Source organism: Ralstonia sp. NFACC01, from assembly GCF_900115545.1.
GTDB lineage: Bacteria > Pseudomonadota > Gammaproteobacteria > Burkholderiales > Burkholderiaceae > Ralstonia > Ralstonia mojiangensis.
This window is the reverse complement of sequence record NZ_FOWV01000002.1, coordinates 45,831-63,261: the sequence shown is the minus strand read 5'-3', so window position 1 is coordinate 63,261 and position 17,431 is coordinate 45,831. Positions and strand designations below refer to the sequence as shown.

General features: G+C 64.4%; 15 protein-coding genes. 12 read left to right on the top strand and 3 right to left on the bottom strand.

What is annotated here, in order from left to right:
• Window positions 1-141 precede the first annotated feature (141 nt).
• Both BM136_RS04925 and galU read left to right on the top strand, forming a co-directional pair.
• Window positions 142-960, top strand: coding sequence for a histidine phosphatase family protein (locus BM136_RS04925; RefSeq protein ID WP_092970814.1), 819 nt, complete (start codon window positions 142-144; stop codon window positions 958-960).
• A 268-nt stretch (window positions 961-1,228) separates the two neighbouring features.
• A complete protein-coding gene (galU, locus tag BM136_RS04920; RefSeq protein WP_092970813.1) occupies window positions 1,229-2,179 on the top strand; it encodes a UTP--glucose-1-phosphate uridylyltransferase GalU in 951 nt (316 codons plus the stop codon).
• A gap of 18 nt (window positions 2,180-2,197) precedes the next feature.
• Here the strand turns inward: galU and BM136_RS25340 are convergent, their stop codons facing one another.
• Window positions 2,198-2,347, bottom strand: coding sequence for a hypothetical protein (locus tag BM136_RS25340; RefSeq protein ID WP_175537080.1), 150 nt, complete (start codon window positions 2,345-2,347; stop codon window positions 2,198-2,200).
• 122 nt (window positions 2,348-2,469) lie between these two features.
• On the opposite strand from BM136_RS25340, the gene BM136_RS04915 reads away from it, so the two are divergent.
• The 3 genes from BM136_RS04915 to BM136_RS04905 are packed head-to-tail and all read left to right on the top strand — an operon-like array spanning window position 2,470 to window position 7,086.
• Window positions 2,470-3,810 carry an MFS transporter gene (locus BM136_RS04915; protein ID WP_092970812.1) on the top strand — a complete coding sequence of 447 codons (1,341 nt, stop codon included), beginning with the start codon at window positions 2,470-2,472 and terminating at the stop codon, window positions 3,808-3,810.
• Between the two features lie 4 nt (window positions 3,811-3,814).
• Entirely contained in the window at window positions 3,815-5,731 is a 1,917-nt protein-coding gene (locus BM136_RS04910; RefSeq protein WP_092970811.1) for a sensor histidine kinase, read from the top strand.
• A complete protein-coding gene (locus tag BM136_RS04905; protein WP_092970810.1) occupies window positions 5,728-7,086 on the top strand; it encodes a sigma-54-dependent transcriptional regulator in 1,359 nt (452 codons plus the stop codon). The genes BM136_RS04910 and BM136_RS04905 overlap by 4 nt, the downstream gene beginning before the upstream one ends.
• Here the strand turns inward: BM136_RS04905 and BM136_RS04900 are convergent.
• Entirely contained in the window at window positions 7,083-7,883 is an 801-nt protein-coding gene (locus BM136_RS04900; RefSeq protein WP_092970809.1) for a YhfC family intramembrane metalloprotease, read from the bottom strand. The genes BM136_RS04905 and BM136_RS04900 overlap by 4 nt on opposite strands.
• Window positions 7,884-8,008: 125 nt before the next feature.
• On the opposite strand from BM136_RS04900, the gene BM136_RS04895 reads away from it, so the two are divergent.
• The 7 genes from BM136_RS04895 (at window position 8,009) to BM136_RS04865 (ending at window position 16,301) form a co-directional block, all read left to right on the top strand.
• Complete coding sequence (locus BM136_RS04895) at window positions 8,009-8,449, top strand: surface-adhesin E family protein (RefSeq protein ID WP_092970808.1); 441 nt, start codon at window positions 8,009-8,011, stop codon at window positions 8,447-8,449.
• 108 nt (window positions 8,450-8,557) lie between these two features.
• The gene (locus BM136_RS04890; protein WP_092970807.1) at window positions 8,558-11,239 is read left to right on the top strand and encodes a diguanylate cyclase domain-containing protein; all 2,682 of its coding nucleotides are present in this window, start codon (window positions 8,558-8,560) and stop codon (window positions 11,237-11,239) included.
• Window positions 11,240-11,688: 449 nt separating this feature from the next.
• Window positions 11,689-12,849, top strand: a complete 1,161-nt coding sequence (locus tag BM136_RS04885; protein ID WP_092970806.1) for an ABC transporter substrate-binding protein — start codon at window positions 11,689-11,691, stop codon at window positions 12,847-12,849.
• Window positions 12,850-12,970: 121 nt separating this feature from the next.
• Complete coding sequence (locus tag BM136_RS04880; RefSeq protein ID WP_092970805.1) at window positions 12,971-13,852, top strand: branched-chain amino acid ABC transporter permease; 882 nt, start codon at window positions 12,971-12,973, stop codon at window positions 13,850-13,852.
• Between the two features lie 13 nt (window positions 13,853-13,865).
• Complete coding sequence (locus tag BM136_RS04875; RefSeq protein WP_092970804.1) at window positions 13,866-14,774, top strand: branched-chain amino acid ABC transporter permease; 909 nt, start codon at window positions 13,866-13,868, stop codon at window positions 14,772-14,774.
• A 7-nt stretch (window positions 14,775-14,781) separates the two neighbouring features.
• Window positions 14,782-15,579, top strand: a complete 798-nt coding sequence (locus tag BM136_RS04870; protein WP_092970803.1) for an ABC transporter ATP-binding protein — start codon at window positions 14,782-14,784, stop codon at window positions 15,577-15,579.
• Window positions 15,576-16,301, top strand: coding sequence for an ABC transporter ATP-binding protein (locus tag BM136_RS04865; RefSeq protein WP_092970802.1), 726 nt, complete (start codon window positions 15,576-15,578; stop codon window positions 16,299-16,301). Before BM136_RS04870 ends, BM136_RS04865 begins: the two co-directional genes overlap by 4 nt.
• A 108-nt stretch (window positions 16,302-16,409) precedes the next feature.
• Here the strand turns inward: BM136_RS04865 and BM136_RS04860 are convergent, their stop codons facing one another.
• Window positions 16,410-17,282, bottom strand: coding sequence for a LysR family transcriptional regulator (locus BM136_RS04860; protein ID WP_175537100.1), 873 nt, complete (start codon window positions 17,280-17,282; stop codon window positions 16,410-16,412).
• Between the last annotated feature and the right edge of the window lie 149 nt (window positions 17,283-17,431).

The window sequence follows — 17,431 nt, the reverse complement described above, 5'->3', positions numbered from 1 at the left end:
ATTTGATGTCGGCAGGCCAAGCCGACGATCCAGAACTGGACTGCAACTACAGTTAAGCAATAAATAAATAATGTAGCATTTAATAAGGTATTTGAGGTTTTTAACCCTTGATGTACACTGCAAGTACACCTGATAGCCCTTATGGCACGCCCTGGTCTCTATTTCTCGGCTGAGCAGCAGCAGCGGATCGTTGAAGCGATCCGGAGGCTGGATATCGCCTTCCCGCACGACAACGCGGTGTTCTTGGATGAGGTGATCGAAGCCGTTCAGGCCGTGACACGTCGTATTTACGGCGTTCGGCGCTACGTACAGTGGTTGGCAGAGGCGGGAGTGCGCCGACGTCCGAGCAATACGACGTTGCAGAAGGCGGTAGACCGCGCGCAGGGGCGCGGACCGGTTGCAAACGGTGTCGCCGCGGACGCGATTGAGACGTGGCCGATCCCGTTGGCTCACGCAGAAACGGGTACGCTTTCGGCACGTGATGAGCGAAACCGCATCGCCTCGCGCGCCATTGGCGCGCCCGGTGCAGGCGCCGAATGGATGGAAGCGCGCATTCGCGCCGAGGTGGCCGAGCGCGCTCTGGAGCACGAAGCTGCCCGCAATCGGCAATTGCAGGCTGCCATGGCCGACTTGGAGCGCCGTCTTGGCGAGGCGCTTGCCACCGCGCCTGCCGTGCCGCCCAAGTTGACCGATGCGACCCTTGAGCGCCTGGAGCAGACCATGGAGACCGTGACGCGCTTGGAAGGGGCGGCCAGCGCGCTGGCGGGTACGGAGCGCTTTCTGCGTTTGCAGAACGATGCGGTGCGCCAGCAGACGCAAAACGAAGCCGATCAATTGCGCCAGCGTATCCGCACCCTGGAGGCCGAAGTCGCGCAATTGAACGCGCAGATTGATGCCTACCGCCGCACGCCGGAGCGCAACGCGCCCGTCTCGCGCGGCTGGGTCAAGCCATCTTCCTGATTTCTAATGTCTTGTCGGCGGGTGCTTATTGGTCCGGCCGACGGCAAATTGAGCACAAACCGGCACGCAGAATTGGGTACGCTTTTCGACTTTCGGCGCTGAAAGTTGGTGCGACGGAGTTGCAACGGGTTGTAGGAATGGCGCCGATGCGGGGCCCGCGATATTGCCGGCGGCACGCCAAATGGTTGCTCCATCAAAGGGTTGAGGCATTGGGCTTGCGCTGGCATATGACTTGCTCATGACGCTACGTCTCACCAATGGAGTTGTCATGAACGAGAAGATCACCAAGGCCGTGTTTCCCGTGGCAGGACTCGGTACACGTTTTCTACCCGCCACCAAGGCGAGCCCGAAAGAGATGCTCCCGATCGTCGATAAGCCGCTGATCCAATATGCGGTGGAAGAGGCTGCCGCTGCGGGTATTACGGAGATGATCTTCATTACGGGCCGCGCCAAGCGCGCTATCGAAGACCATTTCGACAAGGCCTACGAACTGGAAACTGAGCTGGCCGCCAAGAACAAGCACGCATTGCTGGAGATGGTGCAGTCCATCAAACCGTCCGGCGTCGAGTGCTTTTATGTCCGCCAGCCCGAGACCCTGGGTCTCGGCCACGCCGTGCTTTGTGCGCAGAAACTGGTACGCGATGAGCCCTTCGCCGTGATCCTGGCGGACGACTTGCTGGACAACCAGCCGCCCGTCATGCAGCAGATGACGGAGCTTTACGATCACTATCGTTGCTCCATCGTGGGCGTGGAGACGATTGCGCCAGAAGCCTCGCGTTCGTACGGCGTGGTCGCCGGCCGCGAATGGGATGACCGTCTGGTCAAGCTCGATGCCATTGTCGAAAAGCCGGCGCCCAAGGATGCGCCGTCCAATCTGGGCGTGGTCGGCCGCTACATCCTGACGCCGCGCATCTTCGATCATCTGCGCAATCTGAAGCCGGGCGCAGGCGGCGAGTTGCAATTGACCGACGCCATCCAGAGCCTGCTCGCTGAAGAGCAGATCCTGGCTTATCGCTACCGTGGTCAGCGTTTCGATTGCGGCAGCAAGTTCGGTTACCTGCAGGCGACGGTCGAGTTTGCGCTGCGCCATCCGGAAGTGCGCGCTGACTTTGAAGCGTATCTGCATGACCGTCTAGGCCTGTCCGCAACGCATGAAGAGGTGTCCGCCGAACTGGATTCGTTGGTCCGCGACACCATTCCGCTGAGCGTGGCCGCCTGAGCTTCGCCTCTCCCTTTCTCAGAATCGATCGTGCGGGTTTCCGCACAGTTCGCCGCGGTCGATTCTGAGAAACCGCACACTCCTCCCGTCGTCCACCGTTCCGTCGATTTCCTGCAAAGCCTTGCGCCACGGGCTTTTGCGGCGGATCTGCGCGTCTGCTTTTCGCATGGAATGCTTCTTGAATAAGAGCGACCACCCATAAACCGGCGGACCGCTCGGACGTCGCACATGCAGTTCTATGTGCGACATGTCACCAGCAAAGGCCGCCGCCAACGCTCCAAGGAGACACCATGACGCAGCCTCAGGCTGGTGCGGTCACGGGCGATTTTTCGCCCGCGCAGGCCCCCACCAAAGACACTCCCGCAGACGTACGCCGTCGTCTGCGTTCCATCTTCTCCGGTTCGGTTGGCAATCTGGTCGAGTGGTACGACTGGTATGTCTACTCGGCGTTCGCGCTGTACTTTGCCAAGTCTTTCTTCCCCAAGGGCGACCAGACCGCGCAGCTGCTCAATACGGCGGCGGTGTTTGCGGTGGGCTTCCTGGCGCGTCCGGTGGGCGGCTGGCTGATGGGCATCTACGCCGATCGCTACGGCCGCAAGCGCGCACTGTTCTTCTCGGTGGTGCTCATGTGCGCGGGCTCGCTCATCATTGCGCTCACGCCCAGCTACGCGACCATCGGCGTTGCGGCACCGGTGATGCTGGTGCTGGCCCGTCTGCTGCAGGGCCTGTCAGTCGGTGGGGAATACGGCACCTCGGCCACGTACCTGAGCGAAGTCGCCAACAAGGAAAACCGCGGCTTCTATTCAAGCTTCCAGTACGTCACGCTCATCGCCGGCCAACTGACGGCGCTGGCGCTGCTGATCGTGCTGCAGCAGTTCGTGCTGTCGCCGGCACAGCTTGAGGCGTGGGGCTGGCGCGTTCCGTTCTTCATCGGCGCGCTGTGTGCGCTGGTGGCAATGGCCATGCGCTCGCACATGGAGGAAACGCAGTCCTTTACTGCCGCTAAGGCAAACAAGAAGCGCGGCACGCTGTCGGAACTGGCCAAGCATCCGCGCGCCGTTGCAACGGTCGTGGGACTGACGATGGGCGGTACGGTGGCGTTCTACACGTACTCGATCTACATGCAGAAGTTCCTGGCCAACACGGTGGGATTGTCAAAGGACACGGCGACGCTGGTGTCCGGCGCCACGCTGCTGCTGTTCGCGATGCTGCAGCCGATCGTGGGCGGGTTGTCCGACCGCATTGGCCGCCGTCCGATCCTGATTGCGTTCGGCGTGCTGGGTACGCTGTTCACCGTGCCCATCATGACCGGCATCAGCCAGACCACCAACGTGTGGACGGCCTTCTTCCTGATCATGGCCGCGCTGGTGATTGTCTCGGGCTACACGTCGATCAACGCGGTGGTGAAGGCGGAACTGTTCCCCGCGGAGGTCCGCGCCCTGGGCGTGGGTCTGCCGTATGCGCTCACGGTGTCGATCTTTGGCGGCACGGCCGAGTACATTGCGCTGTGGCTGAAGCAGGCGGGCCACGAATCGCTGTTCTACTGGTATGTGACGGGCACGATCTTCCTGTCGCTGTTGGTGTACGTGTTCATGCGCGATACTCGCGAGCATTCCCGCATCGAACATTGAACCCATGTCGCCAACCGACGGCCATGCCGACCTTGCCCAACCCGCACGCGGGCGTGGCTGGCGCGTGGCCGTCGCGCTGGCCATGGCGGCGTGCTGCGCAGCAGCGGGGTGGGGCGCGTACGCCGTCGCCCTGCAGCGCTACGTCGCCACGCGTGCTGAAGAGGCCGGCCAGCGCACCACTTTCTATGCGCAGAACCTACGCAGCACGCTGGCGCGCTATGAGTCATTGCCGAGGCTGGCGGCGCTGGAGCATGTGCTGCACGTCGCGCTGCAAGAGAATCCCCAGGCTGGCGACGCCGTCATGCGTCGCGCGGCCAACGCCTATCTGAAAGAAGTCCAGGCGGCCACCGACTTGGCCGCCGCTCATCTGATCAATACGACCGGCCTCACGATTGCGGCCAGCAACTGGGATCTGCCGACCTCGTTCGTCGGCCAGAACTACGCATTCCGCCCGTACTTTGTCGAGGCCATGCGCGAAGGGCTCGGTCGCTTTTACGGCGTCGGCAACACCACGGGCGAGACGGGCTATTTCGTCGCCGCTCCCGTGCGCGAAGACAACAAGCCGATCGGCGTGGTGGTCGTGAAGGTCAACCTCGATGCGTTCGAGGCCACGTTGTCGCGCAGCGGCGATACGGTGCTGCTGGTGGATCGGCACGGCGTGATCTTCCTGTCGTCCGTACCCGAGTGGAAATACCGCACGCTCGGCACCTTGAGCGCGGACCAGCGCGCCGCACTCGACGCGACGCGCCAGTACGCCCCACACATCCTCACGCCGCTCGGGATGAGCGATGGGCAAGCTGCGAGCGTACCCTTTTCTGCGGACCATCCCCCGCAGACCGTGCGCGTGGCATTGCCCGGAAAATCGGTGTCGACACTGCGCGTCCAGTACCGCCCGGTGGGCCTGCTCGGCTGGCAAGTCGCCGTGTTGATCGACCCGCGCGACGAGCAGCGCACCGCGCTGGTGGCCGGTGCAAGCGCCGCGTTTGCGATGGCGCTGATCTTCGCCGTACTCGTTGCTTTGCGTTTGCGTACGCGCCGGCGTGAAGAGCAGCACCGCGCGCGCGCCGCGCTGCGCGAGATCCAGCGTGATCTGGAAGCGCGCATCGCCCAGCGCACTGCGGAGCTGACCTCCGCCAACACCGCGCTGGCCGGCAAGGTCGAAGCGCTCGATGCCGCGCAACGCATCCTGCGCGAAACGCGCGATGCCGCCGTGCAGGCCGGCAAGCTCGCCGTGCTCGGCCAGATGGCCGCCGGCATCACGCACGAACTCAACCAGCCGCTCACCGCGCTGACCACGTTATCCGACAACGCCAACCAGCTTGCCGAGCGCGGCCGCATCGACGAAGTGCGCGGCAACCTCACGCACATCAGCCAGCTTGCCGAGCGCATGGGGCGTATCGTTTCGCACATCAAGGCGTTCTCGCGCAAGGGCGATGCGGCACGCGCGGCCGTCTCGGTGGACGAGGCCATCCGCCAGGCGCTGATGCTGGTTGAGACGCGTCGCCGCCAGGCCGGCGTAACGGTAATGGCGGACCCGCTGCCGACGGATCTTGCGGTCTGGGCCAATGCCGTGCGGCTCGAGCAGGTGCTCGTCAACCTCATCCGCAACGCCATTGACGCCACCGCCGAGGCGCCCGCAGCCGAATCGGCGATCGTGCGCGTGAGCGTCCAGCCCATCGAGAAATGGGTACGCATCACCGTGCGCGACTTCGGCCCGGGCATTCCCGCCGACGTGCTGCCGCGCCTGTTTGAGCCGTTCTTCACCACCAAGGACGATGGCCAGGGCCTGGGGCTCGGCTTGGCGATTTCGCTGGCGATCATCGAAGACTTTGGCGGCCGGCTCGAAGGTCGCAATGCGGCTGACGATGCGGGTGGCGCAGAATTCATCATCGAGCTCGAACGCGTTGTGAAACCGACATGACTGAACACGGTACGCCGGACCCTTCCCCCATCGACCACGCGCCCGTCTTCCTGATCGAAGACGATGACGTGGTGCGCCTGGGCTGCGAGCAAGCGCTCACGCTGGCGGATGTGCCCGTGCAATCCTTTGCCGATGCGGAAAGCGCGCTGGCCGCACTCGCCGCGCAAACGCCCGCCGTGGTCGTCACAGACGTGCGCCTGCCCGGCCGCGACGGCATTGCTGTGCTGCGAGAGATGCTGCAGCACGACCGCCAGTTGCCCGTCATCCTCATCACCGGTCATGGCGATGTGACGATGGCGGTGGCTGCCATGCGCGCCGGCGCCTACGACTTCATGGAGAAGCCGTTCCACTCCGAGCGCCTCGTCGATGTGGTGCGGCGCGCGTTGGAAAAACGCCGGCTCACGTCCGAAAACCTGCGTCTGCGCGAAGCGCTGCAGGGCCGGCAGGCGTACCCGTTGATCGGCCAGAGCGCCGTCATGCAGAACGTGCGCCGGCTCGTCACCGCACTGGCACCGACCGATGCGGACATCCTCGTCACGGGCGAGACCGGCTCGGGAAAGGAAGTGCTCGCGCGTGCCATTCACGAAGGCAGCCGACGTCGCGGGCCGTTCGTCGCGCTCAACTGCGCGGCGCTGCCGGAATCCGTGTTCGAGAGCGAGATGTTCGGCCACGAGGCGGGCGCATTTACGGGGGCTAACCGCCGCCGCATCGGCAAGATGGAATATGCGGATGGCGGCACGCTTTTTCTGGATGAAATCGAATCGATGCCGCTGTCGCTGCAGGCCAAGCTGCTGCGCGCGCTGCAGGAACGCAGCATCGAACGGCTGGGCAGCAACGCGAGCGTGCCGGTCAATTGCCGTGTGGTGGCCGCCGCCAAGGTCGACCTGAAGGATGCATCCGATCACGGGCAGTTCCGCGCGGACTTGTATTACCGCCTGAATGTCGTGTCGATTGCGCTACCGGCGTTGCGCCAGCGTGCCGAAGACATTCCGCTGCTGATGGCCCACTTTCTGCAGCAGGCCGCGGTGCGCTACGAGCGTGCGGCGCCCGACTGGTCTGCGCAGGACATGATGCGCTGGCAACACCACGACTGGCCTGGCAACGTGCGCGAGCTGAAGAACGTGGCCGAGCGCTTTTGCCTCGGCCTGGACGACGGCCTCGTGGTTTCAGAAGCGAGCCAGCATTCCCTGGCGGGCCGGATGATGGCGGTCGAACGCACCACCATCGAGGAAGCGCTGCGCGCGACGGAGGGCAACGTTGCCCGTGCGGCCGATCTGCTGGCCGTGCCGCGCAAGACGCTGTACGACAAGCTCAACCGGCACGGGATCGAGCCGGACCGCTTCCGCAGCAGTTAGCGCAGCGAGGATTCGCCGATCTTGCGGCCGCCTTGCGGGGGCCAGCACGTTGCTGCCAGCAGCACGGCCGCCACGGCATAGATTGCTTCGGTCACTGCCAAGGGCAGCACACGTACCTGGTACAGCGCAGCGGGCACGTCCGCCAGCGCGTGCAGCAGCACCGCCAGCACGACAATCACAAACCGCCGCTGCCGCACGGCGTGCCACACCACCAGCGTGAGCGTGAACTGGATCAGCATCGCGGCAATGCGCTCGCTGATCGCACCGAGCGCGAGCCACGGCGAGAGCTGCGCCAGCATGGCGTGGATGGTCCCGACCATGGCATCGGCGCCGCTGGCCGCGAGGCGCGATTCCAGCTCGCCGCGGTTGGCGGCAATGCCGAACATCACCATCTGCGCCTGCGATGCCGCACCGACCAGCCACGCTTCGATGCCCGCGTGACCGAGCGCGTAGGCCACAGGTGTGGCGGCACCCCCCGGCTTGCGCACGAGAAAACGCAGGCCAAGCCAGCGGCCGCTTTCCTCGAACAAACCGGCCATCAGCGCGCCGTAGATGACAAACAGCACGGGCATGCGCAGCCAGCGCGCGGTGATCGGGTTGAGCTGCAGCAGATACAGGTGCAGCGTGCGTTCCAGTATCAGCGCAAACACGACAAACACCGCCGCGCCCACGCCGATGTCGCGCCACGCCAGGTCAAAGCGCCGCCGCAACCAGAACCACGCCACGACCGGCACGCTTGCGATAAGCAAAGCGGCGACGGCATGGGCAACGAGGGCAGACACGGCGACGGTGGGCATGGCGGATGGCGCAGCTGAGGCAATGAAGGTGGCCGCATGCTACCTGAGGGCGCGGGCGCGAGTCTTGCGGACCGATTGTTACAATATGTGCCTGCGGCAGCAGTGCCGCTTCTTGGCTTCTTGATATGGCAGGACGGACGGTCGTGAAACGCATGATGTGGCGGTGGATCTGGATATGCGGTGTCGGCGTGGGCGCCTTTGGCATGGCGGTGCCTGCCCAGGCTGGACGCTGGCACGAATACCTGACGACGACATCCGTCGTGGCTTCCATCGATCGCACGTCGCTGCGCTCCAACCGTACCGGCCACAAGACCTTTCTGGCGCGCACGGTGCTCAGGCGCAGCGAACGCCGCGCCCATGGGGCCCGCTACCGGCCCGGCACCGTGATCCTCTCGCGCCAGGAGATCGACTGCCATCGCCAACGCATCCGCCTGGTCGACTATGTGGTGCGCGGCCCCGACGGCGCCACGCTCGATACCGATACCGCCGCCGGCGCGCACTGGATGCGCATCCGCTCCGGTACGCTCGCTGCGCGCTCCGCCGCGTACGTCTGCAGCCGCCGTTAGACACCGCGGCGACTCGACATTGACCGGCGGGCATAGCACTATGGTGTTTGCCCTCCCATCACAACAAGACACCGGTCGCGAGGGGCGCCGGTGCCAGCCGACGGTCCGATGAAACTGACCCTGAAGTCGCAGGCGGCCATCATGGCGACCGTCATCAGCGTGACGGTGGTGAGCCTGTTCGGCTGGTCGCAGCGCGAGCCGATCCGCCGCGAGGTGATGGCGCAGATCAAGGTGCAACAGACGGCCCTGGTCAAGGAGTCGGCGGAAGATCTCAAGCAGCGGCTGGACACCTACCTGGGTGTGCTCGAGCGCACCGCGCAGCAGATGCGCACCGTGCGGTTCGACAGCCCCGCGCAGGAAGCGGCGTTCTACCGATCCATCCAGCCGGTCAGCGGCCTGTTCGACGGCGTGTTCCTGGCCTCGGCCGAGGGTAAGGTGACGGCCACTTCGCCGCACCGCGAGGGGGTGGTCGGCATCGATATTTCAGATCGGGATTACTTCAAGCAGGTCATGGTCGTCGATCAGCCGACCATCTCCGCGCCGCTTCGCAACCGCGTGGGCGGAGAGCCCATCGTCATCATGGCCGCGCCTGTGCACGATCCGGACGGCAATCTCGTCGGGCTGATCGGCGCGTCGCTGTACCTCCTCAAGCCGAACTTTCTGGGCGACCTGCGCGACACGCGCGTGGGCCAGACCGGCCACGTCTACCTGATCACGCGAGGCGACAACCCTATCTATATCGTGCACCCCGAGGCCGACAAGACGCTTGCGCCGCTGGATGCCGATCCTGTGGCGGCTGCGGCCTTCCGCGCGGACCCGGATGCGCTGCCTGAGCCTGGCGGCGACGTGGTCACCACGCAAGACATCATCGCGGCGGGCTGGACGCTTGCTGCCGTGCTGCCCGGCGCCGAGGCAAACCGCCAGCTATTCCTCATGCGTCAGCGTTTTCGCTGGTCGCTCCTGGTGCTGGCGGCGCTGATTGGCGTATCGGTGTGGGCGGCGATGCTGTGGCTGTTGCGCCCGCTTGGCCGCTTGCATGCCGCCATGACGCAGTTATCGGCCACGGACTTGCGCAACGCGCCGCCGCTCCAGTTGGACGGTGCTTCCGCGGAAATCGATGCCGTATCGACAGCGTTCCATAGGCTGATGGGCGAGGTCATGCGCCAGCGTGCCGAGCTGGAAGCCGTGAACGATGCTTCGCCGCTCGGGCTGTTTCGCTCGGATGCGGATGGCCGGACCGTCTATACCAACGAGGCGTACCGCCGCCTGCTTGGTGCCACGCATGAAGAGGCGCTGGCCGATGTATGGCTCGCGCGCCTGCATCCGGACGACCGCGATGCCACCATGGCCGGCTGGCGCGATGCGGTCGCGCGAGGCGCCGGCTACAACGCCGAGCAGCGTGTGATCGTGCCCGGCATCGGCGAGCGATTGCTGGTGGTCACGACGGCGCCGGTGCGGGTAGACGACGAGGTGGTCGGCCACGTTGGTGTCATGGAAGACATCACCATACGGGCGCGGGCGCAACAGGCTTCGCGCGTGCTGACCAAGATTCTCGACTCCACCACCGACTTCGTTGCGCAGAGCGACGTACAGGGCAACATCACCTACATGAATCCGGCCGGCCGCCGGTTTGCCGGCATTGCGCTGGATGCTAATCTCCAAGGCCTGACCGTTGCGGATTTCTACCCACCCGAGACGATGGGCTGGCTGCGCGAGGTGGCCGTGCCTGCGGCCGCGCGCGATGGGGTATGGATTGGCGAAACCACCGCGCGAGGTGCTGAAGGTCAGGTCGTGCCGATCAACCACATGATCATCGCGCACCGCGATCCAGCCGGGCGTATGGAGTACTTTTCGTCGGTCATGCGCGACATCACGCAGGACAGGGCCGCCAAGGAAGCGCTGCAGCGCAGCCGCGAAACGCTGCAGACCGTGACCGACGCGCTGCCCGCGCTGGTGGCCTTCATCGACATCGACGAGCGCTTCCGCTTCCTGAATGCCGCTTACGAGAAAGCGTATGGGCGATCGGCCGCGAGCATGCTCGGACAGACCCTGCGTGAAGTCGTGGGTGACGATGCTTACAGCAGCCTTCGCGATGCGTTGCGGCGTGCGCTGGGTGGCGAGACGATGGTCTTCGAGCGCGAACTCCGCGGCCGCGATCTGTACCGGTGCGAAGAGGTCAGCTACCTTCCGCAGTTCGATGCGCAAGGCCGCGTGACGGGCGTGCATTCGGTCACGCTCGATATCACGGAGCGCAAGAAGCAGGAGCTGCGCCTGCGCGCGTTGACCACCACCGATCACCTCACCGGCCTGGCCAACCGGGCCGGCTTTGAAGAGCGCCTGCTGGCGGCGCTGGACCAGGCGCGTGTGAACGGATCCACCGGAGCGCTCCTGCTGATTGATCTCGACCACTTCAAGGTGGTCAACGACACGCACGGGCACGCCGTTGGCGATGCGTTGCTGCGCACTTTCGCGCAGCGCCTGGCGCGCGCCGTGCGCCCGTACGACGGCGTGGCGCGTTTTGGCGGCGACGAGTTCGCCGTCATCCTGGAGCACCTGTCGCACCCGGACGACGCGAAGACGGTCGCCGCCAATATTCTTGCCGTCTGCAACAAGCCGTTTCGCTTGCGTGAGGCGATGGTGCAGGTTGGCGCGAGCATCGGTATCGCGACCTTCGACGCGCGCACGCTGGCGCAGAGCGTCGTCTTCGAAGCCGCCGACGAGGCGCTGTACGAAGCCAAATCGCGTGGCAAGGGGTTGTTTGTGAGCGCCGACGAGCTCTCGACAGGCTAATTTCGCGGTGCCGCAAGTCACGCAGAAACGGGTACGCTCCACGTCGATTTGACGGTATCGCGCAGGCAATATTGCGCCGCAATAGCCGTCCCCCAGGCCGGGCGGCGGACAATCCCCTATCGCACGGTCGTGCGCTTTCCGGTAAAGTCCGGCGACTGACTGCACGTGCCGGCCACCCCGGCGCGTCGCACAAGAGCGCTGTACCCATGGCGCCTTCGCTTCACACTCCGACGCACTCCCGGCGCACGCATGCCCGATCCGGCATCGCTCGCCCGGCAGGTCTTCCGCCGTTTCGCCAACGTTGTTTGTCTTTGTGGCGCGAAACCCGGCAGGCGAGCGTCCGGACGCGATGCAGGGCGCATGCGGGGGAGCGACGGTGTTGGGCCAGCGCATCTTCGAGACGAATCGCATTCAAGCAATCGCGACGGACAAACAAGGAGCAGGTTCGCATGCAAAAAATGATCAAACGGCTGCTGTTGACGGCAGTGGCTGCGGGGGCGGCAATCGCAACGGGCGCGGCAACTGCGGCCCAGGACATCAAGATCGGTGTGGCCGAAGCGCTGTCGGGCGGCGCAGCCCAGTACGGCGTGGCCATCCGCAACGGCTTCCAGCTGGCTGCTGATGAGATCAACGCTGCGGGCGGCATCAACGGCAGCAAGATCGCGCTGGTGATCGAAGACGAGCAGGGCAAGAAGGAGGAGGCCATCAACGTCTTCAAGAAGCTGATCTTCCAAGACAAGGTGGCGATGGTGTTCGGCCCCACGCTGTCCAACTCGGCACAGGCGGCCGATCCGATCGCACAGGCGTCCAAGACGGTTGCCTTTGGTACCTCCAACACCGCAGACGGCATCACCAGCATCGGCGATTTCGTCTTCCGCAATTCCGTGACCGAAGCCGACGTGCTGCCGGCCACGATCCAGACCGTTGTGAAGAAGGCCGGCGTGAAGAAGGTGGCCGTGCTCTACGGCAACGACGACGTCTTCACCAAGAGCGGCTACGACAACTTCAAGAAGGCGCTCGAAGACCTGAAGATTCCGGTGACGACCACCGAGACCTTCGCCAAGGGCGATGTCGACTTCAAGGCCCAGCTCACCAAGATCAAGGCGACGAACCCGGACGCGATCGTGCTGTCGGCGCTGATTGCCGAAGGTGGTCCGATCATGGTGCAGGCGCGCCAGCTTGGCCTGAACGTGCCGATCATCGGCGGCAATGGGATGAACTCGGTCAAGGTGTTCGACCTGGCCAAGGACAAGTCCGACAACCTGTGGGTGGGCAGCCCGTGGTCGATCGAGAACCACACGGCCGAGAACAGCAAGTTCATCACCGCCTACACCGCCAAGTACAAGGCAGCGCCGGACCAGTTTGCGGCGCAGGCGTACGACGCCATGTACATCGCGAGCAAGGCGCTGAAGACGGTCAAGTTCAGCGGCAACCTCGAAGCCGACCGCAAGGCGATCCGCGATGCACTGCCGGCAGTCAAGCACACCGGCGCGACCGGTGCGTTTGCCTTCCGTCAGGTGACGGCACGTGGTAAGCCGGCCGGCTACGACGCCGTGCAGACGCCGATCGTGAGCGTAACCAAGAACGGCAAGTACACGATCGAGAAGTAACCTTCGGTTCTCGTTGAAACCGAAACGCGGGGCGTAGCTAAACCTACGCCCCATCGCTTTTTTTGTGGCTGCTTTGGTGACTGCTTTGGTCACGTTCGGCCGCACCTCACTCTGATTCATCATGCTGGAACAGCAACTCGTCAATGCGCTGTCGCTCGGCTGCGTGTATGCGTTGTTCGCCCTGGGATTCACGCTGGTTTTCGGCATCCTGGGCGTGATCAACCTGTCGCACGGCGCGGTCTTCATGCTGGGCGCCTATGCGGCGCTGCAGGTCGTCCTCCACTTCGAACTGCCGCTGTGGGCGGCGCTGGCCGTCGGCTTCGTCGTGAGCGGCGTGGCCGGTCTCGTCATCGATGTGCTGCTGCTGCGCCCGCTGCGCCGCCGCAATGCGCCCCACCTGATTCCGATGATCGGGACCATCGGTGCGGGCATCGCTATCAATAACGCTATGCAGGGCGTGTTTGGGGCGGAGAACCTGCGCTTCCCGGCAGGCCTCGTGTCCGATGCGTCGCTGGACCTGGGGGGCATTCACCTCACGCCGTTGGAGCTGAGCATCATCGTGCTGTCCTTCGCGCTGATGGCGGCGCTCATGCTGCTGCTCAAGCGCACGCAGCTCGGCCGCGCACTGCGCGCGATTGCGGAGTCGCCCAAGGCGGCGGCGCTGCTCGGTATCAACGTCGAAGGGCTGTTCCTGCTGACCTCGTTTGCAGCCGCGGCGCTGGGTGGGTTGTCGGGCGTGCTGATCGGCCTGTACTCCAACGCCGTGTTCCCGCTGATGGGCCAGCCGATGCTGCACAAGGGCATCGCGGTCATCATCCTGGGCGGCCTGGGTGATATTCGCGGCGCGATGCTCGGTGGGCTGTTCCTCGGCTTTGCCGAGGTGCTGTCGGTGGCCTACATCGGCTCGACCATGCGCGACGCGGTGGCGTTCGGTCTGCTGTTCCTGATCCTGCTGGTGCGGCCGCAAGGGCTGTTCGGCAAGGTGCTCGAACGCAAGGCATAAGGAGACCGACGACATGGAATGGTTCGACAACTTCTGGTCGGTCTACAGCAACCTGGTGCTCACGCTCGGCATCAACGCGTTGCTGGCGCTGTCCATTTATCTCACGCTGTCGTGCGGCCTGCTGGCGATGGCGAATGCGGCTTTCATGGGCATCGGCGCGTATACCTCCGCGCTGCTGACGATGAACGCCGATATGCCGTTTTCGGTCGCGCTGCTGGGCGGCATGGTGGCACCGGCCGTGGTGGCCGTTGTCATTGGCCGGCCGACGCTGCGTCTTTCCGGCGTGTATCTGGCCATGGCCACGCTTGGTTTTGGCGAAGTCGTGCGCGTGCTGATCCTGAACACCGAGAACTGGACCGGCGGCGCGCTGGGCCTGAACGGCATTCCGCAACTGACCGAGTGGTGGCATGTGGCGCTGGCCGTGTTGGCCACGCTGTTCGTGCTGGCGCGCATGCGTCGGTCGAAGGTGGGCCGCGCATTCGAGGCCATCAAGGAAGACGAAACCGCCGCAGGCCTCATGGGCATCAACGTGGCCGGTACCAAGCTGCTGGCGTTCACGCTCGGTGCGGCCATCGCCGGACTCGCGGGCGCACTCAATGCACACCTGACGTTCTTCATCGGCCCCAACGAATTCGGCTTCGACCGCGGTGTGGAAATTCTCACGATGACGATTCTGGGCGGCACGAATGGCCTGACGGGCCCGGTGCTCGGCAGCCTGATCCTGTCGCTGCTGCCCGAGCTGCTGCGTGCGTTCAAGGATTTCCGCCTGGTCGTCAACGGCGTGATCCTGATGGTGATCGTGCTGTTCCTGCCCAAGGGCATCTGGGATCCGGCGCGTTTCGCGCGCTGGTTCGGCATCAAGCGCGGCGGCACCATGCCGGGTACGGGCACCACGCCGGCTGCTTCCAATGAATCGCACTGAGGCCGCCATGCTGAAACTCACTTCCATTTCAAAGCGCTTTGGCGGCCTGTCGGTTTTGCAGGACGTCAACATTGAAGTGCCGCAGGGCAGCATCTTTGGCTTGATCGGCCCGAACGGCGCCGGCAAGACGACGGTGTTCAATCTGATCACGGGTCTGCTGGCACCCACCGGTGGCTCGCTCACGTTCAATGGCGAGAACCTGGTCGGCAAGAAGCCCCACCAGATCACGCAGATGGGCATTGCGCGCACGTTCCAGAACATCCGCATCTTCAAGGAGATGACGCTGCTGGAAAACGTCGTGGTGGGCATGCACCGACATCTCGACTACGGTGCGCCGGGCCTGCTGCTGTCGCTGCCCAAGTACCGCGCCGCCGAGCGCCGCGCGCGCGACCGTGCGCTCGAGCTGCTCTCGTGGGTCAAGCTCGACCACAAGGCGCATGACATTGCCGACAACCTCTCATACGGCGACCAGCGCAAGCTCGAACTGGCGCGCGCGCTGGCGACCGAGCCCAAACTGCTGCTGCTCGACGAGCCCGTCGCCGGCATGAACACGGGCGAGAAGGTCGACCTGATGACCGAAATCGAAAACATCAAGGCGCGCGGCTACACGATCTTCATGATCGAGCACGACATGCGCTTTGTGATGGGCTTGTGCGAGCGCATCGCGGTGCTCAACTTCGGCCGCATCATTGCCGAAGGGCCGCCCGAAGCGATCCGCAACGATCCACAGGTCATCGAGGCGTACCTGGGCCGCGATGATGACGATGAAACGAACGGCGATGCCGCGCAGAAGGAGACGGCATGACCACCTTGCTGGAAGTCAAAGGGCTGGATGTGTCGTACGGGCACATCGCAGCCGTCAAGGGCATCGACTTTGCGCTCAAGGCCGGTGAGATCACCTCGCTGGTTGGCGCAAACGGCGCGGGCAAATCGACCACGCTGCTGGCGCTGTCGGGGCTGATTCCGAAGTCGCAGGGTGATGTGCGCGGCCAGATCCTGTTCGAGGGCGACGACGTCACGCTGTTGTCTGCCCACAAGCGTGTGGAGCGCGGCATCGTGCAGGTGGCTGAAGGGCGCGCCACGCTCACCACGATGACGGTGCGCGAAAACCTGGAGCTGGGCGCCTATACGCGCAAGGACAAGGGCCAGATCGCCTCCGACCTGGAGCGCGTGTTCCACCTGTTCCCGCGCCTGAAGGAACGTATCGATGGTCTGGCGGGCAACCTCTCGGGCGGCGAGCAGCAGATGCTGGCGATCGGCCGCGCGTTGATGGCTCGCCCGCGCGTGCTGCTGCTGGATGAACCCTCGATGGGCCTTGCGCCGATCATCGTCCAGGAGATCTTCCGCATCCTGCGCACCATCAATGCCGAGGGCCTGACGATTTTCCTGGTCGAGCAGAACGTGCGCCAGGCGTTGAAGATCGCGCAGCACGGCTACGTGTTGGAAACTGGCGAGATCGTGTTGGCTGATAGCGGCAAAAATCTGCTGGGCAATCCGCGCGTGCTCGAAGCCTACCTTGGCGGCTGAGTGTTTAGAACACGCCTCGGCATGCAATATTGCCGAGGTGTAAGAACCGCATATCCATTGGGTTTGCGGTTCATTTTCATCCAAAAGCGTACCCGTTTCTGCGTACGTTCAAATCCCCGCCAAGACGTGTCGCTGTGCCTCGAACAAGGCGATCAATGCGTCGGCCACGGCCCGCACGCGCGGTGATCGTCGAACGTCGGGGTGGATCACCAGCCAGATTTCTCGATGCAGCGCGGGGTCGTCGACGGGCAATCGACGCAAAAGCGTACCCGTTTCTGCGGGCGCGCCAAGTAGGTGAGGCAGCGCCGCGACACCCAGTCCGGCCAACGCCGCCTGATGCATCGCTGCCAGATCGCTGCAGCGTAAGACCACGCGACGGTCGCCTGCGTAGTTGTCCAGCCAGCGCTGCTGTGGGACGTGACGCAGGTTTTCGTCGTAGCCGATGAATTCCCATTCGGATTCGGGGCGGGCGAGCACTTCTGCGGTGGCGTACAGGCCGTAGCCGAGGTCGCCCAGCGGGCGCGTCGCCAACGCAGATGACGTCGGGCGCGACAAGCGCACCGCCAGATCAGCTTCGTGCGCCATCAGGTTGGCGTTGCGCTTTTCGCCCAGCAGCACGAGATCGATGCCGGGCCATTGCCGGCGCAATGTCGCCAGGTTTGGCGCAATGATGTGGCTGGCCACCGTGGGCGGCGCAGAGATACGCACCGTCCCACGCAAGCTTCCCGCCCCCGCTGCTGCACGTGCAAAACCCGCGGCTTCCTGCTCCATGCGTTCAGCGCGCTCGGCCAGCGCGTTGCCTTCGGCGGTCAGGCGCCAGCCGCGCGGCAGGCGGTCGAACAGGCGCACGCCCAACGATTGCTCCAGTGCGTCTGCGCGCCGCGCCACCGTGGTGTGTTCCACCGCCAGCCGTCGCGCAGCGGCCGACAAGCTGCCCTCGCGTGCCAGCACGAGAAAGTAGCGCACGTCATCCCACTGCAAGGAAGAAGAAGGTTCGGCCGCCGCCGCACGCCCCAGGGCACGCACGTTTTTTGGCCGATCTGGGCGTTTTTGCACAGAAGCTGATCAGTTTTTGTGAATTCCCGTGTGATTCTGAACGGATTACGCTTGTTTCACAACGTGACGAACGC